Genomic DNA, 24,908 nt, shown 5'->3' on the forward strand with positions numbered 1-24,908 from the left:
ATGCAGCAGTTTCACGGTGTTGGTGTGACGGCGGGGCGTGTGGTGGGGCCTGTGCGGCAGATGCCGTTGCCGGTTCGTGAGCCTGCTGCGGGTGTGGGGTTGCCGGTGGGGGCGACGGTGGAGTCCGAGGGTGAGCGGATCCGGGCGGCGTCCAGGGCGGTGCAGGCGGGGCTGAAGGCCCGCGCCGCGGGCGCGGTGGGGGATGCGCGGGCGGTGCTGGAGGCCACGGCGTTGATGGCCGCGGACCCGATGCTGGTCAAGGGCGCGGTGAAGCTGCTGGGCCCGGGGGCCGAGGGCGGGGCGCGCACGGCCGAGCGGGCGGTGTGGGAGTCCGGTGCCGCGGTCGCGGAGAAGCTCCGTGGCCTGGGCGGGTACATGGCCGAGCGGGCCGCGGACGTCCTGGACGTCCGGGGCCGGATCGTGGCCGAGCTGTCCGGGCTGCCCGCGCCGGGGATCCCGGCCTCGGAGGTCCCGTTCGTCCTGGCGGCGGAGGACCTGGCCCCGGCCGACACCGCGACCCTTGACCCGTCCAAGGTCCTGGCCCTGGTGACCTCGGGGGGCGGTCCGCAGTCCCACACCGCGATCCTGGCCCGGGCCCTGGGCCTGCCCGCGGTCGTGGCCGCCGCCGGGGTGGAGTCCATCCCGGAGGGCACCGAGGTCTTCGTCGACGGCGCCGCCGGGACCGTGGCCACCGACCCCGGCCCCGCCGAGGCCGCCGCGGCCGCGGCCTGGGCGCAGTCCTCCTCGGCCCTGGCCGGCTTCGCCGGGGACAACCGGCTCGCCGACGGGCACCCCGTGCCGCTGCTGGCCAACGTCGCCACCGGCGCCGACGCGGCCCGCGCCGCCGCGGCCGGGGCCGAGGGCGTGGGCCTGCTGCGCACCGAGTTCGCGTTCCTGGACCGGGACACCGAGCCCGCCCACGACGAGCAGGTCAGCGCCTACGGGGCCGTGTTCGCCCACTTCCCCGGCAAGAAGGTCGTCATCCGCACCCTGGACGCCGGGGCCGACAAGCCCCTGCCCTTCCTGACCGACACCCAGGAGCCCAACCCCGCCCTCGGGGTCCGCGGCTACCGCACCGACGCCGCCTCCCCCGGGGTCCTGGCCCGCCAGCTCGCCGCGATCGCCCAGGCCGCCAAGGAACACCACGCCCAGGTCTGGGTCATGGCCCCCATGGTCTCCACCCCCGAGGAGGCGGCGCACTTCACCGGCCTCGCCCACGCCGCCGGGCTGGACACCGCCGGGGTCATGGTCGAGGTCCCCTCCGCGGCCCTGACCGCCGCCCACGTCCTGGCCCACGCGGACTTCGCCTCCCTGGGCACCAACGACCTCACCCAGTACACGATGGCCGCAGACCGCATGCTCGGACCCCTCGCGGCCCTGAACGACCCCTGGCAGCCCGCCGTCCTGCACCTGGTCAAGGCCACCTGCGACGGCGCCGCCACCGCAGCCCACGCCGCCGGGGCCCCCAAACCCGTCGGAGTCTGCGGCGAAGCCGCCGCCGACCCCGCCCTCGCCGCCGTCCTGACCGGCCTGGGCGTGGCCACCCTGTCCATGACCCCCCGGGCCCTGCCCGCCGTCCACACCGTCCTGGCCACCCTCACCCTGCCCCAGGCCCAGCACCTCGCCGCCCTGGCCCTGGCCGCCCCCACCGCCGCCACAGCCCGCACCGCCGTCCGCGCCCAACTCCCCATCCTCGACCAGCTCGGCCTCTGAACCCCACCCCACCAGAACCCCGCCCCACCAGAACCCGCCCCACCCTGAACCCCGCCCCACCAGGAAGAAGGAAGCACACCCCATGGCAGAACGCACCGCCACCATCGGCTCCCGCGTCGGACTCCACGCCCGCCCCGCCGCGATCTTCGCCGAAGCCGCCGGCGAGACCGGACTCGAGATCACCATCGCCAAAGAAGGCGACCCCGAAGACGAAGCCATGGACGCCTCCAGCATCCTCTCCCTCATGTCCCTCGGCGCCGAACACGGCCAAAAAGTCACCCTCCGCGCCGAAGGCCCCAACGCCGAAACCGCCCTCGACCACCTCGTCACCATCCTCGAAACCGACCACGACGCCGAATGATGGGCGGATCCGCTGAGGCCACGCAGCGGTGGCGCGACGCCGTCATGGCCCACCACGATCCGGCCGACGGCCGGCTCGAGTGGGTCGGCGGCGCTCCGGTGCCAGCGCCGGTCCGGGTCGTCGCGTACGACGACGCGTGGCCGGGTCAGTTCGAGAGCGTCGCCGCCGGGATCCGCGCCGCGCTGGGTGGCGCCGCTATCGCCGTCGACCATGTCGGTTCGACCTCGGTGCCCGGCCTGCCCGCGAAACCCGTGATCGACGTCGACCTCACGATCGCCGACCCCGGCGGATGAAGCCGCGTACGTGCCCGCACTCGAGGAGGCCGGCTACACGCTGCGGATCCGCGAGCCCGGCTGGCACGAGCATCGGGCCCTCGTGCGCCGCGACGCGACCGACGTCCCGCAGGTCAACCTCCATGTGTTCGGCCCGAACTGCCCCGAGAACGAGCGCCACCGGATGTTCCGCGACTGGCTCCGCGCGCATCCCGAGGACCGCGACGAATACCGCGACGCGAAACTCGCGGCGGCGAGCGCCACCGGCGAACAGCTTGTGATGGACTACAACAGGCACAAGGAGCCGACCATCCAGCGCCTCTACGCGCGCATGTTCCGCGCGGCCGGGTGGCTGGACGGCGACGACTCGTAGGCCCGCGGTCCTCGCCGCGACCGTTCCGACCGCAAGGAGTAAGCGTGAGCCGCACCCTCGTCTACATCGCCTGTTCGGCCGGCGGCACGGTCGACGTGCTCTCCCTCGACACCGAGACGGGTGCGCTCGAGCCCTTCGGCCGCACGGACGGCGTCGACGATGTCTCGGCCCTGGCGCTCGATCCCGACGCACCCGCGCTCTACGCCGTGTGCAACGCGGACCAACCGGGCCCGAAGGTGCCGCCGCGCGTCGTCGCCCTTTCCCTCGACCCGCGCACCGGCGAGGCGAAGGCCGGCCCGGTCCGCGAGGTGCCGGCCACGACGTGCTACATCGCGCTCACGCCGGACCGGCTCGAGCTGTTCGGCGCGTCGTACCACGAGGGGACGCTCCTTCGCGTCCCGATTCCGACTTCGGACGGCCCCGTCCGCACCTATGCCGCGGGCGCGAACACGCACTGTGCCGTGGTGAGCCCGGACGGCCGGTTCGTCTACGCCGCCTCGCTTGGCGACGACCGGATCAGCTGGTTCGACGTCGCCATCGATCCGGCGAGCCCGGCTGGAACAGCGGACGACGGCGCGATCGCCCCGAGCGGGCACGTCGCCACCCAGCAGGGTTCCGGGCCGCGGCACCTGCGCTTCAGCGCCGACGGCAGCCGCGCCTACGTGCTGCACGAGTTGTCCGGCGACGTGGCGGTCTACGAACGCGACGCCGCGACCGGCGAGCTCGCGCTCCTCCAACGCGTCTCCGCCGTCGACGGGATGGCGCTTGAGCCGGGCCCCGTCCGCTCGGCGAGCACGCCCGATCCCGGCGCCGGCGTCGTGTGGTGCGCCGACCTCCGGCTCACCCCGGACGGCAAGTTCCTCATGGCGAGCGAACGCTCCACGAGTTCGGTCGCCCGGTTTGCCGTCCGCGGCGAGGGCCTGCTCGAATTCCTCGGCCACACGCGCACCGAGGCTCAGCCCCGGGGAATGGCGATCGACCCGTCGGGGCGGTACCTCCTGGTGTGCGGGGAGCGCTCCGACCACGTGAGCTCGTACCGGATTGGCGTGGACGGCTCGCTCACTTCTGCCTCCCGCGCGGCCACCGCGGTCGGTCCGCTCTGGATTGAGACGTGGGCGCCCGCCTAACTTCTGCCTAACTCAAGGACAGGGCGTGAGAACCGCCTAGTGTTGATCCATGGGGCATGAGGTGGGGACCGAATCTGCCGTGGCCGAGCGCGGCCTGAACGCGGCGGACGTCGCGCAGCGCGTGGCCGAGGGCGCGACCAACAACGTGCCGCCGCGGGCCGGACGGAGCACCTGGGACATCGTCCGGGCGAACGTCTTCACGCGGATCAACGCGATCTTCGCCGTGCTCGCGGTCATCGTGTTCTCGACCGGATACCTGCTCGACGGGCTCTTCGCGGGCCTCATCGTCGCCAACAGCATCCTCGGCATTGTCCAGGAGCTGCGCGCGAAGCGCACGCTGGATCGCCTCGCGATCGTCGGCCAGGCGAAGCCCTACGTGCGCCGCGACGGCCGCACGGTGCCGCTCGCCCCGGCGGAGATCGTGCTCGACGACGTGATCGAGCTCGGGCCCGGCGATCAGATCGTCGTGGACGGCGACGTCCTCGCGGCCGAGGCCCTGGAGGTCGACGAATCCCTCCTGACTGGCGAGGCCGATCCGATCGTCAAGGCCCCCGGCAGCGAAGTCCTCTCGGGCAGCTTCGTCGCGTCCGGCTCGGGCCTCTACCGCGCCACGAAGGTGGGCCGCGAGGCGCACGCCGCGCAGCTCGAGGAGGAGGCGAGCCGCTTCACGCTCGTGAACTCGGAGCTGCGGAACGGCATCAACACGATCCTCAAGGTCATCACGTGGCTCCTCGTGCCCGCCGGCCTGCTGTCCGTGTACAACCAGCTCTCCGGCCGCCAGACGCTCCCCGATGCCCTGCGCGGCATGGTCGCCGCGCTCGTGCCGATGGTTCCCGAGGGCCTCGTCCTCATGACCACCATCGCGTTCGCCGTCGGCGTCGTCCGCCTGGGGCGCCGCTCGTGCCTCGTCAACGAACTGCCCGCGATCGAGGGGCTCGCGCGCGTCGACGTGGTGTGCGCGGACAAGACCGGGACGCTCACCGAGAACGCGATGGAGCTCGCCGAGGTGCGTGCGCTCCCCCTCACGGCATCGGGCGGGGCGCCTCACCCGGGCTCTCGCACGGAAACGGCCGACGGCGGCGGCGAACCCGCGCTGGCCGCGAACGCTCTCTCGGCTCTGGCTCTCTCTGCTCTGGCACGCGCGGATCCGAGGCCCAACGCGAGCCTGCGCGCGATCGCCGAGGCGTTCCCCGACGACCCGCGGTGGCGGGTTGAGGAGACGCTCCCGTTCTCCTCCGCGCGCAAGTATGGCGGCGCGGGCTTCGCAGGGCACGGGTCGTGGCTGCTCGGCGCGCCGGACGTGCTCCTGCCCCCGGGCTCCCCGGCGCGCGACGAGGCCGAAGATCTCGGCACCCGCGGGCTCCGCGTCCTGCTCCTGGCCCGGGTGCACCGCCTGTCGGCGAGCGTCGACGCCCTCGGCCCCGGGGATGATGACGCGTCGAGCAGCCTCGACCCGAGCGGCACGGTCCCACCGGGCATCGCGGTCCCACCGGGCATCGAGCCGCTGGCCCTCGTGGTGCTCGCGCAGAAGGTGCGCGCCGACGCCCCCGCGACCCTCGCGTACTTCGCCGCCCAGCGCGTGACCGTCAAGGTCATCTCGGGCGACAACGCGGCGTCGGTCGGCGCCGTCGCGCGCCAGCTCGGGCTGCCAGGGGCGGACGCACCCGTCGACGCGCGCACCCTCCCCGAGGACGACGGCGGGCGGCTGGCAAGCGTCGTCGACGAACGCGCCGTCTTCGGCCGCGTGACGCCCGCGCAGAAGCGCTCGATGGTGGGCGCGCTCCAGGCGCGCGGCCACACGGTCGCGATGACGGGCGACGGGGTCAACGACGTCCTCGCGCTCAAGGACGCCGACATCGGCGTGGCCATGGGCGAGGGCAGCCCCGCGACGCGCGCCGTCGCGCAGATCGTGCTGCTCGACAACAGCTTCGCCACGCTCCCCCACGTCGTCGGGGAGGGCCGCCGCGTCATCGGGAACATCGAACGCGTCGCGAACCTGTTCCTCACCAAGACGGTCTACTCGGTGCTCCTCGCGCTCCTGGTCGGCGTCCCCGGGCTCATCGGCCTCGACCCGCTTCCGTTCCCGTTCCTCCCTCGGCACGTGACCATCACGGGCTGGTTCACGATCGGCCTGCCGGCGTTCGTGCTGTCCCTCGCGCCCAACCACGATCGGGCCCGGCCGGGCTTCGTGGGCCGCGTCCTGCGGATGGCGATCCCCGCGGGCCTCGTCATCGCCGTCGCGTCCTTCGCGTGCTACCTCCTGGTCCGCCCCTCGGTGGCCGACGGCGTCGCGACCCAGGTGCAGGCCAGCACCTCCGCGCTCATCACCCTGATCGCGATCGCGCTCTGGGTCCTCGCAATCGTGGCCCGGCCCTTCGAGTGGTGGAAGGTGCTCCTGGTCGTCGCCATGATGGCCGCCTCGTTCGCCATGTTCGCGCTGCCGGTCACGCAGCAGCTGTTCGAGCTGGATCCGGGCAACGCCGGCCACACGGCCACCGCCCTGGCCTGCGCGGCGGCGGGCATCGCGGTGGTCGAGCTCGGCTGGTGGGTCGACGGCTGGCTGCGACGGATCCGGGCCACGCGCGGCCAGCCTGCCCCTGCTGCTCCCGCGTTCCTGTCCGCTTCTTCGCCGCCGAATTCGAACGGCTGCGAAACACGCCGCGTTCACAAGTGATCGGGAAAGAACAACCGGACCGGAGCGCGCCGCCTACAGTCAGGCTGCCACTCGAGCTCCGACGATCCGTAGCGCGCCGGCGGGTGCGGGTACTCGAGCTGGCGCCCGTCCAAGCGGAGCGGCGGGGGCACGAAACTGAGCTCGCCGTAGGGGCTCTGGGCCGTCCGGACGGATACCGGCAGCTCGCCGCGCAGGGCAGCCGACTCGGTTTCCCGCGGAGGGCCCGCGCGGAGCAGCTCGTTCGCCGTCGCGATGAGGCTCAGGCGCGCGCTGCCGCCGATTCCACGTGGCCGGCCCGCGAGGAGGGCAAGCGCGGCGGCGGCCATTCCCATTCCGGTCGCGTGGTCGAGCGCCTGGACCGGCAGCGCACCCGGCCGCCACGCGCCGTCGCCCGCTGGACCCGCCTGGGCCGATCCGCCAGCACGCCGCCCGTAGAGCTGCGCGATCCCGCACGCGGCCTGGACGAGGCTGTCGAAGCCCCGCCCGTCCGCCCACGGCCCGTCCCAGCCCCACGCGTTGAGCGCCACGACGGCGAGGTGCGGGAAGTCGGCGCGGAGCGACGCCGCGTCGAGGCCGAAGCGCGCGAGGCTCGCAGAACGATAACCCAGCAGGACGACGTCGGCCTGCCGGGCGAGCGACCGCACCCGAGCGAGCTGCTCGGGCACGCCCAGATCGGCAACGGCGCTCCGCTTGCCGAAATCCGTGTCGAGGTGGGCGTCGAGGAGTTCGGGGAACTGGGGAGGATCAACCCGCAGCACGTCGGCGCCGAGCGCCGCGAGAAGGCGGGTTGCGCTTGGCCCCGCGATGACCCGCGTGAAGTCGAGAACGCGGACGCCTGCGAGGGGCGCGTTCGACGACGGCGCGGTGCCGGCCCGCACGGGCCCCTCAAGGTCGTCGAGGGCGACGGCGATCCACGGCTCGTCAGCCGCGGCCTGCCCCATGGGGCTGGCCGCCCACTCGGCTGGAGTGCGGACCGCGGCCGCAACACCACCGGCCCTTCGAACTGCTGCCTCGGCCTCGAGCGCCGTGTGGGAGCGGAGCGCGGGGCCGAGGTCTTCGGGCCTCGAGAGACCGAGTGCAGAGAGAAGGCGCGCAGCGTGGTGGGGGTAGTTGGCGTGGAGGCGGAGCCAGCCGTCTCCGGTCTCATGGAAGCCGGACATCGGCGCCCAGATGTCCGCGGCCGAGCCGTTGAGGCGGAGCTGGCGGATCGAGTCGAAGGACGCCGCAACAAGTTCCGACGTCGTCGTCGCGGAAGCGGCTGCGTGGGCTCCGAGCGCCGCAGCGACCGCGCCGACTGAGCCCAGCGCGAGCCCCTCGACGTCGAGCGGACCGCCCCACCACACTCGAGGCCCAGCCCAGAAGGACTCGCTCGGGGCCGCCTTCCCGAGCAGCGGTTCGAGCGAGCGGGACAGCTCGAGCAGATCGGTCGCCACGGGACCAGAGTGGCCGTCGCAGTACGCCGGGTCAATGGGCTGGAGTCGCCGCACAGCGCGTCTCCGCCACGGTGGGAGCACCTACGCGACAGCGGTGCCTAACTTCTGCCTAACTTTTCCTAGCAGTGCACCATGTAATCGGTACTGCTGGTAGCTTTCATAGTGCATCGCGCCCGCTCTCGGAGCAGGTTCAGTCACTTCACGGGGGACCAGTTGCTCACAAGCCACGCCCAACTAACCTACGAGAACCACGCCCTCATCGACTCGGTGAGTCCGTGCACAGACAGCCTGGCAGCGGCCCGGCGAACGACGACGATCCTTCATCGGCGCTTGGCGGAAAGCGAGGAGAAAACTCGAGCGCGGCTCTCCCGCGACCTCCACGATGGGGCGCTCCAGTCCCTCTTTCATCTTGTGAAGATCGCAGAAGGCCCCTACCCACCGACAGTGGGCCATGCATCAGTCGAAGACCGGCTGCTGGCGGCGCTGGCTCGGATCACGGATCTCGCCAAAGACATCGCGTTCGAGCTGCGCCAGGTGGCCGAAGACCTGCGCCCGCCCATGCTGGATCAGCTCTCGCTCCCGCTCGCTCTCGACGCCCTCGCCAACCGCTATCGGAGCACGTTCGGCATGGACGTGACCCTCGTCGTCACGGGAGACGCCGAGCCGCCGCAAGGTCATCTCGCCACGGTGCTTTATCGTGTGGCGGGCGAGGCAATATCGAATGTCCTACGCCACGCGCAGGCCGAGCACGCCGAGCTCCAGCTAGACCTGCGGCCAGATCTCATCTCGCTCGCCGTGGTTGACGATGGAAGGGGATTCGCCGTCACCGCAGATGAACTCCTCGTCTTGACGGCAGAGGGACATCTGGGCCTTGCCGGCATCTTCGAGCGGACCCGTGAAATCGGCGGAACCGCCAGCATCGAGCGGCGCGCGAGCCGTGGCACAGAACTGCGAGTCAGCATCCCACGCGCGAGCGGACACCGCGCAGTCGCCTCCGGGCTCGCGGGCAAGGCGGCGGTCGCATGAGTCCGTCCTTCGGGGGAGGGCCGGGGAGACTGCCCGTCCGGGTCATCATCGTCGACGACCATCCCCTCTTCGTCGCCGGGATCTCGCAGCTCTTCGAGAGCGACCCCCTGATGAGCCTCGAAGGCACGGCTTCCTGCGCGGAGGCCGCCGTCACGCTGTTCGATCGCGTCTCCCCCGAGGTGACGATCCTCGATGTGAACCTTCCGGACGAGAACGGCTTCGCCCTGGCGCGCACGCTTCTGGCCCGTTGGGCCGACGCCAAGATCCTCATCCTGAGCGGTCATAGCGAGCTGCAGTACCAGCGAACCGCCTTCCAGATCGGCGTATCCGGCTACGTCCAGAAAAGCTGCACCAGCGCCGAGCTTGCCGCCGCCGTCGCGGATGTGCGAGCCGGGCGGCTCCGCTTTGCGCCCGAGGTCCTCGCACGAGGCGGTCCGGTTCCCGCTCTTCCCGCGCCCACCCGCCGCGAGCTGGAAGTGCTCGCGCACATCCGGGCCGGATTGAGCAACAGGAATATCGCACGGGAGCTCGTGGTGAGCGAGCGGACAATCCACTTCCACGTGAGTAATCTCCTCTCCAAACTTCAGGCAGTCTCCCGAACGCAGGCGCTGGCCCGCGCCCGCGAACTCGGCTGGCTCACTGACTGAGAGGTTCGGCGCCGGATGGCACGCAAGCGGGATCCCATGCGCCAAGCGCGACACTCGCGTTATGGCCCCCGAAGGCGAACGAATTCGACATCGCCCTTCGGAGTTCCGAGGAGCCCCGAGGCTTGCGCACGAGGTCGAGCCCTGGATCGAGTGGCGGGGCACTGTGCGCCGTCGGGGGCAGAAACTGCTCATTGAGCGCGAGAACCGTCGCAATCGCCTCTGTTGCGCCCGCGCTGCTCAGGCCGTGGCCGATCTGCGACTTGAGGGAGCTGACCGGGATCCTCATGAGGCGCTCGCCGAAGACCTCTCGCAGCGCAGCAACCTCGACAGGGTCATTGAGGCGTGTGCCCGTGCCGTGGGCATTGACGTAGTCGATCTGCTCAGGTGCGAGCCCGGCGTCATCGAGGCAGCGCCGCATGGCGAGGGTTGCTCCACGTCCTTCGGGATCGGGCGCCGTCATGTGGTGTGCGTCATTCGAGAGGCCGTATCCAAGGACCTCGGCGTAGATGGTCGCTCCGCGCTCGATCGCCCGAGGCGCAGTTTCAAGGACGATGAGTGCGGCGTTCTCGCCAAGGACGGTGCCCTGTCGGTGCGAGTCCTCCGCGAAGGGCCTGCAGACGTTTCCCAATGCGCCGATGCTCGCGAAACCCCCATAGATAAGCTGGGTGAGGGTGTCGAGTCCGCCGACGAGAACGCTTTCCGCCCGCCCTGTGCGGAGAAGATCGACGCCAAGCCCAATGGCGTTCGTCCCCGCGGCGCAGGCCGTGATAGCCGTCAGGCATAGGCCCGCGATCTTCCACCGGTCCACAAGGGCCCGGCCGCCGCACGCGGACATCGAATTCATGACCGCGGCGTAGTCGGGCTTGTAGCCGTGCCTCCGGTGCCACAGCGCCGAGCTGATCTCGTCCGAACCAAGCGTCGTTCCGAGGGCGATGGCGGCGTCTCGGAGCTCGTCGGGACCGAGCCGGGCGTCGGTTATGGCCTCCTCTGCCGCGATCTGCAGGAGGCCTGACGGACGGCTCCCCGCCACCCCGCTGAGGTCGACGTCTTCTGGGATCTCGGCCGCGGCGTCGATCCCGTATTGCGTGGCATCGAACTTCCGGACGGGAGCGAATGCTGTCCTCGAGGTCAGAATCCCCTCTCGCAACGCGTCGACGCCGGCCCCGAACGGCGAAACGCAGCCCATGCCTGTGATCACAATTCGCGTCATGAGGGCCTCCTTGAGGGCGCTTTGAACAGGGCCGCTGCGGACTGGCCTCGCGTGCTGTCATGCCCGGTGACGACGACGGCGCGAGGCCGGGGGCCGACGTCGGCGGCGGACAGTGCCGAAACGGCGAGCACGGCGTTGAGCGCTGCCGAACAGGCGAACATCTCTCCTGTTGCGTCTTTCGGCCATGTGCCCCGCGCGACGTCCGAGCTCCGGACGAACTGCTCCTCGGCCTCACGCAGGAGCGTCCCGGGCCATCCCGAACCGATGAACGCGTCGGGGGCGGGCGGGCAGCGGAGCACCGACTCGAGGGCCCGCGTGATGCCATCGCCCGCGTAGGCGGATGCGCCGTCGAGCTCGAAATTGAGGTCTGTTGCTACCGATGCCTCGACCAGTTCGGCCAGCGGAGCAGCACCTCGCTCGCGCGCGGCGTCCTCCCTCTCGAGGACGACGACGGCCGCCCCTTCACCGAGCGCCCGAATGATCCGAGGAAAGCCTGTGGATTCGAGGGCGCGCTCGTACACGTCGGTCATCTCGTCGAATCCCCCGACGACGAGACGCTGTGCGCGCCCCGCGCGCAGTAGGTCGAGCGCGTACATGAGGCTTCCCGTGCCGCCGAGAACCGAACTCGGACCGCGGAGACCGAAGGAGATGGCAGCTTGTCCGGCCGCGGCATTCGCCACGACATTGGGGAAAAGGAGCGGCGAGATCACCGGATCGTCGGAGAGCACGTCAGCGAGGACCTTGCTCACGACTCCCGCAGAGCCAAAGCTCGTGTCGAGGACGAGGCCCGTGGTCTGGGCCATTTCGGGATCATCGATGCCGGAATGGCGAAGTGCCTGCGCGACGGCCGCCGTGGTGATCCGACTGATGCGGTCCATCTTGCGCCGGAGCCGCTGGGGAACCCAGGCGACGGCACTGCCGTCGTCTACGCGCCGCACGGGCATCCCGCCGTTCGGCGCGCCTGGCTCGACGGTGCCGCCCACCACGGCTTTGAGGATGTCTGTGGCCGCGTGCCCCGAACTCGTGCACAGCCCATATCCCGTGACGACGACGCTCATCCCAGGGCCTTCGCATCCGGCACGTTGCTCAGCACCGAGTGGACTGTAAATTGGGCTGCGGCGCAGAGACCGCCGTCGATCCTCGCGGTAACACCGTACTTGCTGACCTCACCGAGCTCGCCCTTCCGCACTGCCTCCATGCGGATCACGTCACCGGGCACGGCCTCGCGAACGAAGCGGACTCCGTCGATCCTTGCGAGCCTCGACGAGATGAGTTCCTGGTCGAGGGGCTTGAGGAAGCGGCCCACTTGAGCCATGGCTTCGAGGAGGATCACGCCGGGAAGAATCGGTCGCCCCGGGAAGTGGCCCGTGAACCACGGCTCGGTCGCGCTCACCGCCTTGATCGCAACGGCCCGGTCGGGACCTGCCTCCTCGATGCGATCGAGGAGAAGGAACGGGTGGCGGTGGGGGAAGTACTCGGCCATGCTCGCCGCCGTCAAGGCGGTGGTGCCTTGTTCGATCATGTCAGCGCTCCTCGAACCGGAAGCGCACGAGGCCGATCCCGAAGAAGACGAGCGAGAAGGCGATGAGCACTGCCACGCTCGGGAGGACCTCAAGACTGTCGGCTCCCTTCATGATGATGCTCTGGTAGGCCTGCATCGCCCAGCCCTGCGGGGTCGCGAGGGCAATGCTCTGCATGAAGCCCGGCATGAAGGACAGCGGCACGTAGCAGCCGGCCACTGTCGCGAGCGTGAACACCAGCAGCGTTGCTAGGCCCGTGGCCTGCGCCTGCGTCTTGCTCAGCGAGGTAATCATGAGGCCGAAGCCGTTGGCGGCTGCAACGGCAGCACACGTCACGAGGATGAGTGCGGCAGGATTCCCCAGCGCCATCCCAAAGGCCAGGCGCCCGACGGCGAAGATCACCACAACCTGGACGAAGCCGATGAGAACGGTTGGCAGGAGCTTGCCCACGAGAATCGAGGACCGGCTCACGGGACTGATGAGCAAGCGACGGAGAGTGCCGCGTTCGCGCTCCATGAACAGGTACTGCGCGATCGTCGAGGCGATGAAGAAGAGAAAGGCGACAGTGAAGCCCGGAATGTACTGTTCGGCGGCCGTCGGCTGCGCTGAGGTGTCTCGAGTGCCAGACTGGCTGGTCGTGAGGCGCAAGCTGGGCTCGGTCAGGATCGACGCCCCTTGGGCTTCAGTCTGCGGGTTCCCAGACGCCTTGGCGACCTGGCCCAGACGGGCTGCCTGGGAAGCTGCACGGTTCGCCTCGAGGGCCGCCGAAATCTGGCCGTAGAGGAGCTGGGCGTTCGTCAGCTGTGACGGATCCTCGTAGAAGTCGATGCCCTTACCGTCCTCGGCTACGAGGACGGCTCCGATCGACTTGCCCTGATCCACGGCAGCCCTGGCATCGTCGGGGTTCGCCGTTCGCCACGTGATGCCCGGAATGGACGTGATGGCCTTTGCGACAGCCTCGGCCTGGACGCCGGATGCTGCGACCGGAATCGCGACGGGAGAGTCGGACTTGCCGCCACCGAAGACGCCGCCGAGGGCAATCGTCAGCACGACGCTGAACATGAGCGGCAGGACGAAAAGGTTGATGTATGTTCCGCGGTCTTTGGAGAGGATCAGAAGGTCCTTCCAGAAGACGTGAAGGGTTTTCACGGACGGTGATGCCTTTCTGTGGTCGGCCGATCAGACGTCGCGGAGCTGGTTGCCCGTCAGCCCGATGAAGACCGTCTCGAGCGAGGGCGGAAGGATCTGGCAGGTCTCGGGGTTCGGAGCGATGTCCTTGAGGATCGTCGTGACAAGGTCAACGGCGTCCTGGAGGACGCGCGTCGAAAGCTGTAGGACGCCGTCGTCGGTGACGCGATAAGTGACCCCCGGGTGCTTCTCCAGCAGGGCAAGAGCCCGTCGCTGCTCTTCAGCGTGGAGCGTGAGGCGAACGAGAGACGTGCCGTGCCGCGCGAGAACGCCGTCGAGCGAGCCTTCTTCTATGATCCGGCCGTGATCCACGATGGCGACCGTGCGGCAGAGCGCCTCGACCTCCTGCATGTAGTGAGTGACATAGACGATCGTCATGCCTTCGCTGTTCAGCTCACGGAGCGTGTCGAAGATGTAGTTGCGCGACTGTGGGTCGATCCCCACCGTCGGCTCATCGAGGATCAAGACCTGGGGCCGATGCAGGAGGGCAGCCGCAATGTTGAGCCGCCGCTTCTGGCCGCCGCTGAACTTGCCGACGGCGGGCCGAGCGGCCCGATCCTCAAGGCCGACTCGGCGCAGGGCATCGGCGACGCGATCCTTGAGCTCCTGACCGCGCAATCCGTACATCGCGCCGAAGAACTGCAGATTCTCGCGCGCGCCGAGTTCCGGATAGATCGCGAGATCCTGCGGCACGACCCCCAGGACGCCCTTGACCCGGTTCGGCTCCTCGGCAATGTCGATGCCGAGGACGCGTGCTTGGCCGGAGTCGCCCTTGACCAATCCCGCGATGATCGAGATGAGGGTTGTCTTGCCAGCACCATTGGGTCCCAGCAGGCCCACGAAGTCTCCCTGCTGAACGGTCCACGAGGTGCCGTCGACCGCCCGCACATGGTCGAAGCTCTTGACGATCCCGCTCAGCTCGAGCGCAGCGGCCGATTCGGACGCTGCGCAGCCTGCCATCGCTTCCTGCGCTGTGGTCATGGAGTCCCTCTCCCCCGGAATGCACGATGTGATTCACCGTACTCACGCGGGACGATCGGGATACACCGCATAAATTGCAGGTTCTCTTCCAGTGTTTCTACCGGGTACCCGCTGCCAGTGCGGCCTGTAGAGTCCAAGTCGCACGTTGTGCCCTCACTTGCGAATGCCCGCGGCACAAGCGCCTCGCACGCACCCATTGGAAAGGCTCAATTCGACATGGAAATGACCCCCGAAATCACTCTTGACGGACTCAAGGAACTTATGATTTCTCGGCTCAATCTCGATATAGAGCCCGCGGACATCCTCCCGGAACTTTCTCTCGTGCAGGATCTCGGCCTCGACTCCGTGGACCTTCTCGAGGTCGCCATCGGGATTGAGCGAACCTACAGGGTCAAGATCACTCAGAACGACACAGCGGCGTTTGCGACCCTGCAGTCGCTACACGAGTTCTGCCGCGAGCGGCGTCTCGCCGCGGCCAGATGAGGCGGCGTCCCGCCACACCCCTCGGCCCGCCCCGCACGGCGCTGGTCGTGGGCGGCACGGGAGGGATCGGCACCGCGATCGTGCGCCGGCTCGCACCCACGTGTGAGCGGATCCTGTTCACGTACGGCCGTCAGGAAGAGGCTGCCCTCGCGCTCGAGCACGAGCTCGCAGCCGACCATGTTGCGGCGACCGCCGTCCGCGCCGATCTCGACGACCCGTCAGCGTGGGAGGGGGCGCTCCGTTCGCTCGTCGAGGCCGAGCCCATCGACCTCCTCGTGAACGCGGCCGGAGCGAGCGACGACGCGCTGTGCCTCGACGTCGGCATCGAGGCGTTCACCCGCCAGTATCGGATCAACGTCACCGCGCCGTGGCTCGCGATGGTCGTTGTCGGGCGGGACATGGCGTATCACCGCCGAGGGCGCATCATCAATGTCGCCTCGGTCGCCGCGACGGTGAACTCTCCCGGGCGCAGCGTGTACGCGAGCACGAAGGCCGCTGTCGTATCGCTCACGAAGTCCTTCGCGATCGAACTCGGACGCTTCGGGATCCGCGTCAACGCCGTGGCGCCGGGCTTCGTCGAGACGCCGATGATCAGCGATTTCGATGAGAGAACCCGGGTGGACTTCGTCGAAAGGGTGCCGCTTGGCCGCTTCGCGACGGCGGACGAAGTGGCGAGCACAGTCCAATTCCTCGCAGGGGAACACGCCGAGTATCTCCACGGCGCCATCATTCCGGTGGACGGAGGCACGTCAGCATGAGGCCCGAGGCGTCCGTGATCGTGCCGACCTACAACAAGCGGGACCGTCTGGCCTTCACCCTGGAGAGCTTCGCGTACCAGCGGGACTGCAATTTCGAGGTCGTCGTCTGCGATGACGGATCAACCGACGGAACTTCGGCCGTGCTCAACCGCTTGCGTGGCAACGTGCCCTACCCCCTCGTGACCGTATCCGGTTCGCGCAGAGGCGCCGGCGCGGCGCGGAACCGGGCTGCCAGGGCGGCGCGCGGGAGCGTCCTCGTGTTCAACGACGACGACATGGTCCCGGCGCCCGGATATATTTCGCGCCACGTCGAGGCCTGTTCGGATCACGACGTGCTGTCGCGGGGCGAGCGCTGGACGGTGCCGGTCGACGTAGTGCCACTCTTCCTTGGGCACGTGGTCGACCCGAGGCTGTACGTCGACATCTGGTCCCGCGCGCGGATGACCGTCGCCGAAAAGTGGACGCTCGACGCCCTCACGGCGAGCCCGAATCACCAATACCGATTCCTTCAGACCTGCACGAGCAACCTCGCAATGCGTCGCGCATCGTTCGATCGGATCGGCGGCTTCGACGAGTCCTTCGGCACGCGATGGGGTGCGGAAGACACCGAATTCGGCTACCGCGCCCAACTCGCGGGCGCGGGGATCCGTCTCACCTCGTCGGCGAAGAATCTCCACCTCGAGCATTCGAACGATTCTGGCGAGAAATTTCGCAGCGGGCTCGACAATTTCCGCCATCTCGGCGAAATCCATTCCGACAGCAAGGGAATTTCCGCGCTCGTGCGCTACGTCGAGCTCGCGGTCGAGAGAGGACATGCCGGGGAACTGTTCAACGAACAGGAATTCATCGACCGGGATTCACCCGACATCGTCCTCTTTTGCTAGAAGACCTCCAAGGAGCACATCATGTTTGACAGCGAGAACTTTGACGAGGCCCTCCGAAACCTGCGGGACGGCAAGATGGTCCTGGTGGTGGACGACGCCACCCGCGAGAACGAGGGCGACCTCGTCGCGGCTGCCGAGTTCGTGACCGGCGAGCAGATCAACTTCATGGCGCGCGAGGCCCGCGGGCTCATCTGCGTCGCCGTCGAACGATCCATCGCGGAGGCGAACGACCTCCCACAGATGGTCCGGCACAATGAGGACCACTTGGGGACGGCCTTCACCGTGTCCGTCGACGCAGCGCCCGAATTCGGTGTCACAACCGGGATCTCCGCGTTCGATCGGGCCGAGACCATTCGGGTCCTGCTCGATAGCGGGCTTGGTCCAGAGTCGCTTCGCCGCCCCGGGCATGTGTTCCCCCTCGTCGCCCATCCGACGGGTGTGCTGGGCCGACGCGGTCACACCGAGGCATCCACCGACCTGTGCGCCCTCGCCGGGCTGCGCCGCGCTGCCGTCATCGTCGAGGTGCTCGGGGCCGACGGGCGGATGGCACGCGACTCGACCCTGGACGAGTTCGCGCATGACCACGGCCTCATCACCGTCTCGGTCGACGATGTTGTCCAGGCCCGCCTCGCGGCCACCACTCGCTTCGTCGAAACGGCCGAACCCCGATGACGGTCCTCCGGAGGATCATGCTCTCCCTCCTCAAGAGGTGGGTGGACCGGCGCGTCATCGGAGTGCTCGGCGAGAAGCCGCCCGCCCCGCCGTTCATCGTCACGGCGAACCACACGAGCTACTTCGACCACGTCGTCCTCGCTTGGTGGCTCCTCTGCAGCGGGCTGCCTTACCCGAAGTTCCTCTCCAAGTCCGAGCTCTTCGATTCTCCCCTGTCTGCGTGGTTCAACCGACGCGCGGGAGGCATTCCCGTAGAGCGGGGCGGAGCCGACACGGATGCCTTCGATGCCTCCCGGGCCGTCCTCGAAGGCGGTGGGATCATCGTCATGTACGCGGAGGGGACTCGAAGCCGTGACGGTTGGATCCGCGCCCCAAGGCGCGGCGTCGCCGCCCTCGCCGCTGAGACGCGTGTCCCGGTGGTCCCCGTCGGACTCTTCGGCGTCAACGCTGTCCTGCCCATCGGCTCTCGCTGGCCGCGCCGTCGCCGTCGCATCGCGGTGCACGTTGCCCCTCCCGTTCCGCCGCCCGAACTGGGCCGCGCAGCCGGCCAGGATTTCATCCTCCGAGTCTTCGCCCGCGTCGCCGGGTGTGCAGGACAGTGGCCCGCCTTCGTTGATCCCAGTTTCATGCCGTCCCCGGAAGCCCCATGCCGGCCGTCGAGGGGTTCGGCGGCGCACATCCTCGTCGAGCGAGCGCTCGGCTCCTCGGGCGACGAGGCCCATCGGTACCTACGCCGCGCGCTCACCATCACCCGCGGCGTGCGCTGCGACTACGCCCGACTCGAGCGGGGCCGCGCGGCCGGGCAGATGGTCCAGTTCACGCGGAATCCGTTCGCGCTGATCGTCTGGGCGCTGCGGAGCAAGCGCCTCATCTGGCGCTCCGTTCGCCGCCTTCCCGGTCTCGCCCTCGCGTGGCATGTCTGGGCGTCGCTCATGGAGCGTCTCCCGAGGTGGCTCGGCGGCGACCGTGAGGCCGCCCGCATGGGCCATCGCGTCGCGGTTTCACTCGTACAAGACCACCGCACCCTCCTCCACACCGCGCTCAGCCTCCGGGACGCCGGACGTACCGACGAGGCCGCACGTTGGCTCATGCTCTTCCTTCGACTCGACCCGACGGCGGCCACCCCCACGAGGCTCCACCGGGGACTAGCGCTGCGGGACGAGCTTCTTGGCGGAGATGCATTGGCCGAGGCGGGGCCGTGAATCTCGCGCGCTCGTGGGGAGTCCCCCCGCAGAACTTTCCCGGGCGCGTTGCGCTGCGCCGTCGCGACACTTCGCAGGAACCCCGGTGGCGGCGCCGTAGTGCCGAACATACGCACGGGAGAGCCACGGCGCGCGAAGCACTGCGTCTGCTGGGTGGCTCTGACTTGGCGGCCGCCGCGCTGACGGCGGACCCGGACGGTTGCCCGGTGTGGCCCGCCGGAGTGGTTGGCAGCATAGCCCACTCGGCTCCCTGGGCGGCGGCAGCGGTCGCGTGGGAGCGGCACGGCGTGCTGGGAGTGGGCATCGACGTCGAGGCCGTCCATCCTCGCCGAGCCCTGTTGGCTGAGCGCGCCGTCATGCCCGAAGACGCCGCGGCGGCGGGACCACAGTCTTCGCCGGATCTTGTCGCCACCGTCTTCTGTGCACTTCGTGAGGCTGCCTACAAATGCGTCTTCCCTTCGCTGCGCGCGCCAATGGACTGGTCAGACGTCCGGTTCGAGACCGATTGGCGCCGGGGGATGTGTGCCGTGTCGGTCATGCCCATGGCCGAGGCGAATTTCTCGGCTCGATTCGGTTTCAACGGCACCTCTGTGCAGGCCATCTGTTGGCAAAGCCAGTAGGTACACCGCGACGTCGGCCGCCCCTGAGCAAGTGTTCCTCCGCCATCTCGAGGTGCTCGCCGACCTCCTGGGCCTCTAGCCCTGTGCGCGATGGCGATCCCGGGCATACGGAAGGCCGGGCACCAAGCCCGGCCCTCCGCCGTCGCCCGCTCGCTCTCGCGGAACGCGACCGGACGGCAGTCCTCACATGTTGTATTCGATCGCGCCGCCCTGATGCAGGCAGATGATGTTTCCGTCGGGATCCGCGAACCACGAGGCGCGATCGCCGCCGCCCATGGCGTAGATGTGATGGTCGTCCGTCTTGAGATCGGGCAGATCGTAGTCCTCGAAGTGCACGCCGTGCCCTTCGAGATCCGCCATGGTCGCGTCGAGGTCGTCGACCTCGAACGTGATGGCGGTGTGGCCTGAGTGGAGCGCCTGAGCGTCCACCATGAGGCCCAGGGATGCGGTTCCGTCCAGACCAAGGATCATCATCCCAGTCGGGTCCTTTCCGCGGACAGGGAGCCCCAACGCTCCCCCGTAGAAGTCCTTGGCGCGGGCCTCGTCGGCCACGGTCAAGATTGTTGTTGCCGGTCTTGTCGCCAGAGTCATGGCGCACCTCCACGAGGGGAACTGACGCCACCAATTTTAGGCGGGCCACTCCTTGGCCACGAGGGTCAGGACGTCGTAGGTCGCGACAATTTCGTCGTCCTGGTTTTCGATGAGGGCATCCCAGCGGACCTCGCCGTATTCGTCCGTCACGCGGGGCGTGATCTGCTTGGCGGTGAGCGTCACGCGGATGGAGTCGCCGGCCGGGACGGGGGTCACGAAGCGCAGGTTCTCGAGACCGTAGTTCGCGAGGACCGGACCGGGCTCGGGCGAGACGAAGAGCCCCGCGGCCCAGCTGACGAGCAGGTAACCGTGCGCCACGATGCCCGGGAAGAACGGGTTGGCCGCGGCGGCCTCCTCGTTGGTGTGGGCGTAGAACGTGTCGCCGGTCTCGCGTGCGAAGGCCGAGATGTCCTCGAGCGTCACCTGGCGCAGCTCCGAGCGCACCGCGTCGCCGATGCGGAGCTCGGCGAGCGACTTGCGGAACGGGTGCGTCGAGGGGTCCGTGGGGTCGGCGAGTTGCCGGTCCGCGCCGGTGTGCCACACGCCTGTGACGGCCGTGAGCATGTTCGGCGAACCCTGGATTGCCGTGCGCTGCATGTGGTGCTTGACCGAGCGGATGCCGCCGAGCTCCTCGCCGCCGCCCGCGCGGCCCGGCCCGCCGTGCACGAGGTGCGGGACTGGCGAGCCATGGCCCGTCGACGTGCGCGCGTCCTCGCGATTGAGCACGAGCACGCGGCCGTGGTGCGACGCGATGCCGAGGGTCAAGGCCTGGGCCGCGGCAGGATCGTTCGTGCAGACCGTCGCGACGAGCGAGCCGGCGCCGAGGGCCGCGAGCTCGATGGCCTCGTCGATCGACGAGTAGCCCACCACGGAGGACACGGGACCGAACGCCTCCGTGCCGTGCAGGGCCGCCGAGTGGACGTCATCCCACGTCAGCACAACTGGCGACATGAACGCGCCGTCCGCGACCACGGCCTTGGCACCGGCCGCCGTCAGCACTTCCGGCGCCTCGAGGGAACCGAACGCGATCCGCCCGCCGGCGGCCACGAGCGACTCGACCGCGCCGCGCACGTCCTCGAGCTGGTCCATGGACGCGAGCGCGCCCATCGTCACGCCCTCGGCGCGCGGATCTCCGATGACCACCTTCTGGGCGACCCGCTCGCCGATGGCGGCAACGACGTCGTCCACGATGCCCGCCGGCACAATGGTGCGCCGCACCGCCGTGCACTTCTGGCCCGCCTTGACCGTCATCTCGGTGACCACGGACTTCACGAACGCGTCGAACTCGGGGGTGCCGGGCACGCCGTCCGGCCCGAGGATCGCGGCGTTGAGCGAGTCGGTCTCCGACGTGAAGCGCACGCCGCCGTGCACGACGTTCGGGTGCGACTTGAGCAGGTTCGCCGTGGTCGCCGAGCCCGTGAAGGACACCATGTCGCGGTAGTCGAGCTCGTCGAGGAGCGTGCGGGCGGAGCCCGAGATGAGCTGGAGCGAGCCAGCGGGGAGGATCCCCGACTCGATCATGAGCCGGACGACGGCCTCGGTCACGTAGCCCGTCGGGGTGGCCGGCTTGACGATCGTCGGGACGCCTGCGATGAACGCCGGGGCAAACTTCTCGAGCATGCCCCACACGGGGAAGTTGAACGCGTTGATCTGCACCGCGACGCCGGGGATGCGCGTGTAGAGGTGCTCGCCCACGAACGAGCCGTCGCGCGAGAGCGTCTCCGTGGGCCCGTCCACGATGACGTGGCTGTTCGGAAGCTCGCGGCGGCCCTTCGATCCGAAAGTGAACAGGACGCCGATGCCGCCGTCGACGTCGACCATCGAGTCGAGCTTCGTAGCGCCGGTCTTGTAGGAGAGCTCGTAGACCTCGTCGCGGTGGCCGTTGAGGAACTGCGCGAGCTCCTTGAGCTTGAGCGCGCGCTCGTGGATGGTCAGCTCGCCGAGGGCCGCCTGACCCGCGGTGCGGCCGTGACGGACGACGGCGCCGAGGTCCATCCCCTCGGTGCTGACCGTGGCGAGGGGCTCGCCCGTGCTCGCGTCGCGGACCTCGGCGGCCTTTCCTGCCGCGCCCACCGACTGCTCGGTGGGCGTCCACCAGGCGTCGAGGATGTAGCTCGGGACGATTCTGGCCTTCACGGGGGCTGGCGCGGCAGTGGTCATCGTCGACGGTTCCTTCCGATGCGGGGCTCCGGGCGACGGCCGGGCGTTGGGCCCACTGCGGGTCGAGCGCAATTACTGACCGGCCGTTCGGTAATGGCTCTAGGATACACGGCGGGGCGGTCCGGCAACACCCGCCCGACTGGGCGTCGCGAGGCCTAGTTCCGCGGCCGTGGCGGGCCTACCCTGAGCGGCATGACTGCTGCTCGCCCCTTCACCGTGCGCATCATGCGGGCCGTCCTCGCCGCCCTCGCGGCAGTCGGCCTCGTCGCAGGCACCGCCGCGCTGCCTGCCCAAGCCCTGGATGCCCAGGCGCTGGCCTCCCAAGCCGCTCCCCCGCCGTCGTACGTCGCACTCGGCGACTCCATCGCTGCCGGGACTGGCGGCGGTCCCTATCTCAACCAGTGCCTCCAGACGGCCGGCTCCTACCCCGCGCTTCTCGGGGCCAGCGCGAACCTGGGCTGCTATGGCGCGACGACCGCGGAAGTGATCGCGGGGCAGGTGCCAGCCGTGCCCGCGCGCACCCGGAACGTGACGATCACCGTCGGCGCCAACGACGTGGGCGACCGCGCCGTCGCGACCGCCTGCGCCACCGGCCCGGCCACGACGGCCTGCTCGGAGGCGCTGCACAACTCGGTGTTCGTCCTGCTGCCGCAGCTGCCCGCCAAGCTCCGCGCGACGATCGCGGCGGTGCGGGCCAAGGCACCCGGCGCGCACATCACGCTCACGGGCTACCCGCTCCTGTTCACGCTCTCGGGGCTCCCCGCCGCCGAGGTGCCCGTCGCGGCCCAGATCAACGGCGCCGTGGCGCTCCTGAACTCGACGATCGCGTTCACCTCCCTCTCCGACGGGGCCTCCTACGCGGACGTGACCCTCGCGTTCCTGGGCCATGGCCTCGGCTCGCCGTCGCCGTGGATCCACCCGTTCGTCGCGGGCGATCCGGCCTCGTTCCACCCGACCGCGACCGGGTACGCGCTCGGCTACGCCCCGGCCGTCGCGCCGTTCGTGAGGTAGCGCGCCCGGAGAACGGCGAGGAGCCCGACCAACCCAGAGGAGCCGGACTAACCCAGCAGGCGCGCCCGCACGCGCTCGAGCTCGGCACGCGTGAGGCCGTGGTCGAGGAGGAATCGCTCGGCGTCGATCGACGCCACGAATTCCGCGAGCGCGGCCTGACGTTCTGCGAGCGCCGGCTCGAGTTCGTCGTCGTCCTGGTACCGCTCGTACGGGTGCTTGACGGGGCTGACGCGATGCCACTCGTTGATGCCGCGCAGGCTCGCCTCGTAGTGGCTCGCGGCCGCCTCGGCGGCGCGGGCCGGGTCGGCCAACTGGAGCAGCATCGTCACGATGATCCCGGTGCGGTCGCGGCCCGCCGAACAGTGCACGACGACGCCGCCCGGCGCCTCCGCGATGGCCCGGAACACCTCGACGATCCGCTCGGGGAACAGCCGGACCACGCCCGCGTAGCCGTCGGGGTGGCTCAGATACGGTGGGACGCGGCCCGCGAAGGCCTCGGCGTGCTCCGGGTGATCGGGGTCCTCCGTCGGCGCGTTGACGATCGCGATCCCCGCCATGGCCTCCGGGCGCACCACGGGGTCCGTCGGGCGACGCTTGCGCTCGCCGGGGTTCCGAAGGTCGATGACGGTGCGGACGCCGTCGTCGTACATCTGCCGCCAGCCGCGCTCGGTGAGCCATTCGCTGCGGCCCATGCGGTACACGGAGCCCAGCACGCGCCGCGCGTTGACGGCGCCCTCCCACGCGACACCCTCCCACGCGACGGCGCTCATGACGCCGAGCCTACCTTGCGGGGTCCCTGCCACCCCGTTGCGGGGTCCCTGCCACCCAGTTGCGGGGTCCCTGCCACCCAGTTGCGGGGTCCCTGCCACCCCGTTGCGGGGTCCCTGCCACCCAGTTGCGGGGTCCCTGCCATCCAGTTGCGGGGTCCCTGGCATCCAGTTGCGGGGTCTCTGGCATCCAGTTGCAGGGTCCCCGTCCTTGCAGAAGACGCCACAACCCTCGGGACGGGACCCCACAACCCTCGGGACGAGACCCCACAACCCTCGGGACGAGACCCCACAACCCTCGGGACGGGACCCCACAACGGCTAGGACCAGTCGTAGAAGCCCTTGCCCGACTTGCGGCCGAGCTCCCCGTTGGCCACCTTGTCGCGTAGGATCTGCGGCGGGGCGAAGCGCTCCCCGAGGGTCGCGTGCAGGTATTCGGCGATGCCCAGGCGCACGTCGAGGCCCACGATGTCGGTGGTCCTGAGCGGACCGGTGGGGTGCTTGTAGCCGAGCACCATCGCGTTGTCGATGTCCTCCGCGCTCGCCACGCCCTCCTCGACCATACGCATGGCCTCGAGCGCGATCGCGACGCCGAGGCGCGAGGACGCGAAGCCCGGCGCGTCCCTCACGACGACGGCGGTCTTGCCGAGCGCCTCGACCCAGCGGCGGGCGGCCGCGAGCGTCTCGTCGGCGGTCCGCTCCGCGACGACGACCTCGATGAGCGTCGACGCCGGGACCGGGTTGAAGAAGTGCAGGCCCAGGAACTGCTCCGGGCGCGCGAGCGAGGCGCCGAGGCCGCTCACGGAGAGCGAGGACGTGTTCGTCGCGAGGAACGCGTGCGGGGAGATCTGCTGCTCGACGGCGGCGAGCGCGGCGGTCTTGAGCTCGGCGTCCTCGGGGACGGCCTCGACGACGAGGTCGCAGAAGGCGAAGTCGGCGTAGTCCACCGAGGTCGCGAAGCGCTCGAGGTAGTCCTCGGCGGACCCCTGCACGGTGCCGCGCTCAAGCGAGGCCTCGACCGACGACGCGACGCGCCCCCGCGCGCCTTGGGCGGCCTCCGCGTCGCGTTCGACGACGACGACCTTGGCTCCGCGGGTCAGGAACCCGTGCGCGATCCCGGCGCCCATGCGGCCCCCGCCGAGGACCCCGACCGTGGCCGGGAGGCCCTCGGCGAGCGGCACGTTGCCGCCCGTCTTGACGCCCAGTGCTTCGTTCAGGGCTTGTTCGATGTTCAT

General features: G+C 69.8%; 25 protein-coding genes and 1 pseudogene. 16 read left to right on the forward strand and 10 right to left on the reverse strand.

Going from position 1 to position 24,908, the window contains the following annotated elements:
- The 6 genes from E6A26_RS10245 to E6A26_RS10265 all read left to right on the forward strand — a co-directional run.
- Positions 1 to 1,713: putative PEP-binding protein (locus E6A26_RS10245; protein ID WP_136611111.1), on the forward strand; the 1,713-nt coding region annotated here is incomplete at its 5' end.
- 82 nt (positions 1,714 to 1,795) lie between these two features.
- Entirely contained in the window at positions 1,796 to 2,074 is a 279-nt protein-coding gene (locus tag E6A26_RS10250) for an HPr family phosphocarrier protein (protein ID WP_136611112.1), read from the forward strand.
- Positions 2,071 to 2,367 carry a GrpB family protein gene (locus tag E6A26_RS18050; protein ID WP_268815394.1) on the forward strand — a complete coding sequence of 99 codons (297 nt, stop codon included), beginning with the start codon at positions 2,071 to 2,073 and terminating at the stop codon, positions 2,365 to 2,367. Before E6A26_RS10250 ends, E6A26_RS18050 begins: the two co-directional genes overlap by 4 nt.
- Positions 2,368 to 2,377: 10 nt before the next feature.
- Positions 2,378 to 2,719: a GrpB family protein gene (locus tag E6A26_RS18055; protein ID WP_268815395.1), complete on the forward strand. Its 342-nt coding sequence runs from the start codon at positions 2,378 to 2,380 to the stop codon at positions 2,717 to 2,719.
- Positions 2,720 to 2,763: 44 nt separating this feature from the next.
- Entirely contained in the window at positions 2,764 to 3,846 is a 1,083-nt protein-coding gene (locus tag E6A26_RS10260) for a lactonase family protein (RefSeq protein WP_168928722.1), read from the forward strand.
- A 49-nt stretch (positions 3,847 to 3,895) separates the two neighbouring features.
- Complete coding sequence (locus E6A26_RS10265) at positions 3,896 to 6,520, forward strand: HAD-IC family P-type ATPase (protein ID WP_136611114.1); 2,625 nt, start codon at positions 3,896 to 3,898, stop codon at positions 6,518 to 6,520.
- Here the strand turns inward: E6A26_RS10265 and E6A26_RS10270 are convergent.
- The gene (locus E6A26_RS10270) at positions 6,511 to 7,953 is read right to left on the reverse strand and encodes a CoA transferase (RefSeq protein ID WP_168928723.1); all 1,443 of its coding nucleotides are present in this window, start codon (positions 7,951 to 7,953) and stop codon (positions 6,511 to 6,513) included. The genes E6A26_RS10265 and E6A26_RS10270 overlap by 10 nt on opposite strands.
- A gap of 267 nt (positions 7,954 to 8,220) precedes the next feature.
- Here E6A26_RS10270 and E6A26_RS10275 point away from each other — a divergent pair, with 267 nt between their 5' ends.
- Together E6A26_RS10275 and E6A26_RS10280 are read left to right on the forward strand one after the other, a co-directional pair.
- Positions 8,221 to 8,979, forward strand: coding sequence for a sensor histidine kinase (locus E6A26_RS10275; protein ID WP_268815399.1), 759 nt, complete (start codon positions 8,221 to 8,223; stop codon positions 8,977 to 8,979).
- On the forward strand, positions 8,976 to 9,626 hold the full coding sequence (locus tag E6A26_RS10280) for a response regulator transcription factor (RefSeq protein ID WP_136611116.1): 651 nt from the start codon (positions 8,976 to 8,978) through the stop codon (positions 9,624 to 9,626). The genes E6A26_RS10275 and E6A26_RS10280 overlap by 4 nt, the downstream gene beginning before the upstream one ends.
- On the opposite strand, the gene E6A26_RS10285 is transcribed toward E6A26_RS10280, so the two are convergent.
- The 5 genes from E6A26_RS10285 to E6A26_RS10305 are packed head-to-tail and all read right to left on the reverse strand — an operon-like array spanning position 9,616 to position 14,525.
- Positions 9,616 to 10,836, reverse strand: coding sequence for a beta-ketoacyl-[acyl-carrier-protein] synthase family protein (locus E6A26_RS10285; protein ID WP_136611117.1), 1,221 nt, complete (start codon positions 10,834 to 10,836; stop codon positions 9,616 to 9,618). The two genes, E6A26_RS10280 and E6A26_RS10285, sit on opposite strands and share 11 nt — an antisense overlap.
- The gene (locus E6A26_RS10290) at positions 10,833 to 11,894 is read right to left on the reverse strand and encodes a beta-ketoacyl synthase N-terminal-like domain-containing protein (protein WP_136611118.1); all 1,062 of its coding nucleotides are present in this window, start codon (positions 11,892 to 11,894) and stop codon (positions 10,833 to 10,835) included. The genes E6A26_RS10285 and E6A26_RS10290 overlap by 4 nt, the downstream gene beginning before the upstream one ends.
- Positions 11,891 to 12,358: a 3-hydroxyacyl-ACP dehydratase FabZ gene (gene fabZ, locus E6A26_RS10295; RefSeq protein WP_211129081.1), complete on the reverse strand. Its 468-nt coding sequence runs from the start codon at positions 12,356 to 12,358 to the stop codon at positions 11,891 to 11,893. Before fabZ ends, E6A26_RS10290 begins: the two co-directional genes overlap by 4 nt.
- 1 nt (position 12,359) lies before the next feature.
- Positions 12,360 to 13,505, reverse strand: coding sequence for an ABC transporter permease (locus tag E6A26_RS10300; RefSeq protein WP_136611119.1), 1,146 nt, complete (start codon positions 13,503 to 13,505; stop codon positions 12,360 to 12,362).
- Positions 13,506 to 13,535: 30 nt separating this feature from the next.
- The gene (locus E6A26_RS10305; RefSeq protein WP_136611120.1) at positions 13,536 to 14,525 is read right to left on the reverse strand and encodes an ABC transporter ATP-binding protein; all 990 of its coding nucleotides are present in this window, start codon (positions 14,523 to 14,525) and stop codon (positions 13,536 to 13,538) included.
- Between the two features lie 216 nt (positions 14,526 to 14,741).
- Between E6A26_RS10305 and E6A26_RS17610 the strand changes: the two genes are divergently transcribed.
- From E6A26_RS17610 to E6A26_RS17910, 7 genes and pseudogenes are all read left to right on the forward strand, one after another.
- A complete protein-coding gene (locus E6A26_RS17610; RefSeq protein WP_168928725.1) occupies positions 14,742 to 15,008 on the forward strand; it encodes an acyl carrier protein in 267 nt (88 codons plus the stop codon).
- Between the two features lie 47 nt (positions 15,009 to 15,055).
- The gene (locus E6A26_RS10315; RefSeq protein WP_168928726.1) at positions 15,056 to 15,766 is read left to right on the forward strand and encodes an SDR family NAD(P)-dependent oxidoreductase; all 711 of its coding nucleotides are present in this window, start codon (positions 15,056 to 15,058) and stop codon (positions 15,764 to 15,766) included.
- Positions 15,767 to 15,780: 14 nt separating this feature from the next.
- Positions 15,781 to 16,650 (forward strand): glycosyltransferase family 2 protein, encoded by an 870-nt coding sequence (locus E6A26_RS10320; protein WP_168928727.1) that lies wholly within the window; start codon positions 15,781 to 15,783, stop codon positions 16,648 to 16,650.
- A gap of 21 nt (positions 16,651 to 16,671) precedes the next feature.
- Positions 16,672 to 17,322 carry a 3,4-dihydroxy-2-butanone-4-phosphate synthase gene (gene ribB / locus E6A26_RS10325; protein ID WP_136611124.1) on the forward strand — a complete coding sequence of 217 codons (651 nt, stop codon included), beginning with the start codon at positions 16,672 to 16,674 and terminating at the stop codon, positions 17,320 to 17,322.
- Between the two features lie 17 nt (positions 17,323 to 17,339).
- On the forward strand, positions 17,340 to 18,524 hold the full coding sequence (locus E6A26_RS10330; RefSeq protein WP_168928728.1) for a lysophospholipid acyltransferase family protein: 1,185 nt from the start codon (positions 17,340 to 17,342) through the stop codon (positions 18,522 to 18,524).
- Positions 18,521 to 18,784 (forward strand): annotated as a pseudogene (locus E6A26_RS18140) (hypothetical protein); the annotation flags it as partial. The gene E6A26_RS10330 and the pseudogene E6A26_RS18140, both read left to right, overlap by 4 nt.
- A gap of 36 nt (positions 18,785 to 18,820) precedes the next feature.
- Positions 18,821 to 19,144, forward strand: coding sequence for a 4'-phosphopantetheinyl transferase family protein (locus tag E6A26_RS17910; RefSeq protein WP_234865341.1), 324 nt, complete (start codon positions 18,821 to 18,823; stop codon positions 19,142 to 19,144).
- A gap of 183 nt (positions 19,145 to 19,327) precedes the next feature.
- Here the strand turns inward: E6A26_RS17910 and E6A26_RS10340 are convergent, their stop codons facing one another.
- A complete protein-coding gene (locus E6A26_RS10340; RefSeq protein WP_234865343.1) occupies positions 19,328 to 19,696 on the reverse strand; it encodes a VOC family protein in 369 nt (122 codons plus the stop codon).
- Between the two features lie 75 nt (positions 19,697 to 19,771).
- Positions 19,772 to 21,895: a phenylacetic acid degradation bifunctional protein PaaZ gene (gene paaZ, locus E6A26_RS10345; RefSeq protein ID WP_136611128.1), complete on the reverse strand. Its 2,124-nt coding sequence runs from the start codon at positions 21,893 to 21,895 to the stop codon at positions 19,772 to 19,774.
- A 192-nt stretch (positions 21,896 to 22,087) separates the two neighbouring features.
- On the opposite strand from paaZ, the gene E6A26_RS10350 reads away from it, so the two are divergent.
- Entirely contained in the window at positions 22,088 to 22,906 is an 819-nt protein-coding gene (locus E6A26_RS10350; protein ID WP_136611129.1) for an SGNH/GDSL hydrolase family protein, read from the forward strand.
- 47 nt (positions 22,907 to 22,953) lie between these two features.
- On the opposite strand, the gene E6A26_RS10355 is transcribed toward E6A26_RS10350, so the two are convergent.
- Positions 22,954 to 23,676 carry a tyrosine-protein phosphatase gene (locus tag E6A26_RS10355; protein ID WP_136611130.1) on the reverse strand — a complete coding sequence of 241 codons (723 nt, stop codon included), beginning with the start codon at positions 23,674 to 23,676 and terminating at the stop codon, positions 22,954 to 22,956.
- A 317-nt stretch (positions 23,677 to 23,993) separates the two neighbouring features.
- Positions 23,994 to 24,908, reverse strand: a complete 915-nt coding sequence (locus E6A26_RS10360; RefSeq protein WP_136611131.1) for a 3-hydroxyacyl-CoA dehydrogenase family protein — start codon at positions 24,906 to 24,908, stop codon at positions 23,994 to 23,996.

This window comes from Sinomonas albida, assembly GCF_004919045.1.
In the GTDB taxonomy this organism is placed as follows: Bacteria; Actinomycetota; Actinomycetes; order Actinomycetales; family Micrococcaceae; genus Sinomonas; species Sinomonas albida.

Bases quoted from the DNA above. Each gene is read 5' to 3' on its own strand.
- E6A26_RS10280 (WP_136611116.1), top strand. From the start codon at position 8,976: ATGAGTCCGTCCTTCGGGGGAGGGCCGGGGAGACTGCCCGTCCGGGTC.
- E6A26_RS10360 (WP_136611131.1), bottom strand. From the start codon at position 24,908: ATGAACATCGAACAAGCCCTGAACGAAGCACTGGGCGTCAAGACGGGC.
- E6A26_RS10265 (WP_136611114.1), top strand. From the start codon at position 3,896: ATGGGGCATGAGGTGGGGACCGAATCTGCCGTGGCCGAGCGCGGCCTG.
- fabZ (WP_211129081.1), bottom strand. From the start codon at position 12,358: ATGATCGAACAAGGCACCACCGCCTTGACGGCGGCGAGCATGGCCGAG.
- ribB (WP_136611124.1), top strand. From the start codon at position 16,672: ATGTTTGACAGCGAGAACTTTGACGAGGCCCTCCGAAACCTGCGGGAC.
- paaZ (WP_136611128.1), bottom strand. From the start codon at position 21,895: ATGACCACTGCCGCGCCAGCCCCCGTGAAGGCCAGAATCGTCCCGAGC.
- E6A26_RS10285 (WP_136611117.1), bottom strand. From the start codon at position 10,836: ATGACGCGAATTGTGATCACAGGCATGGGCTGCGTTTCGCCGTTCGGG.
- E6A26_RS10290 (WP_136611118.1), bottom strand. From the start codon at position 11,894: ATGAGCGTCGTCGTCACGGGATATGGGCTGTGCACGAGTTCGGGGCAC.
- E6A26_RS10350 (WP_136611129.1), top strand. From the start codon at position 22,088: ATGACTGCTGCTCGCCCCTTCACCGTGCGCATCATGCGGGCCGTCCTC.
- E6A26_RS18050 (WP_268815394.1), top strand. From the start codon at position 2,071: ATGATGGGCGGATCCGCTGAGGCCACGCAGCGGTGGCGCGACGCCGTC.
- E6A26_RS10355 (WP_136611130.1), bottom strand. From the start codon at position 23,676: ATGAGCGCCGTCGCGTGGGAGGGTGTCGCGTGGGAGGGCGCCGTCAAC.
- E6A26_RS10305 (WP_136611120.1), bottom strand. From the start codon at position 14,525: ATGACCACAGCGCAGGAAGCGATGGCAGGCTGCGCAGCGTCCGAATCG.
- E6A26_RS17610 (WP_168928725.1), top strand. From the start codon at position 14,742: ATGGAAATGACCCCCGAAATCACTCTTGACGGACTCAAGGAACTTATG.
- E6A26_RS10330 (WP_168928728.1), top strand. From the start codon at position 17,340: ATGCTCTCCCTCCTCAAGAGGTGGGTGGACCGGCGCGTCATCGGAGTG.
- E6A26_RS10250 (WP_136611112.1), top strand. From the start codon at position 1,796: ATGGCAGAACGCACCGCCACCATCGGCTCCCGCGTCGGACTCCACGCC.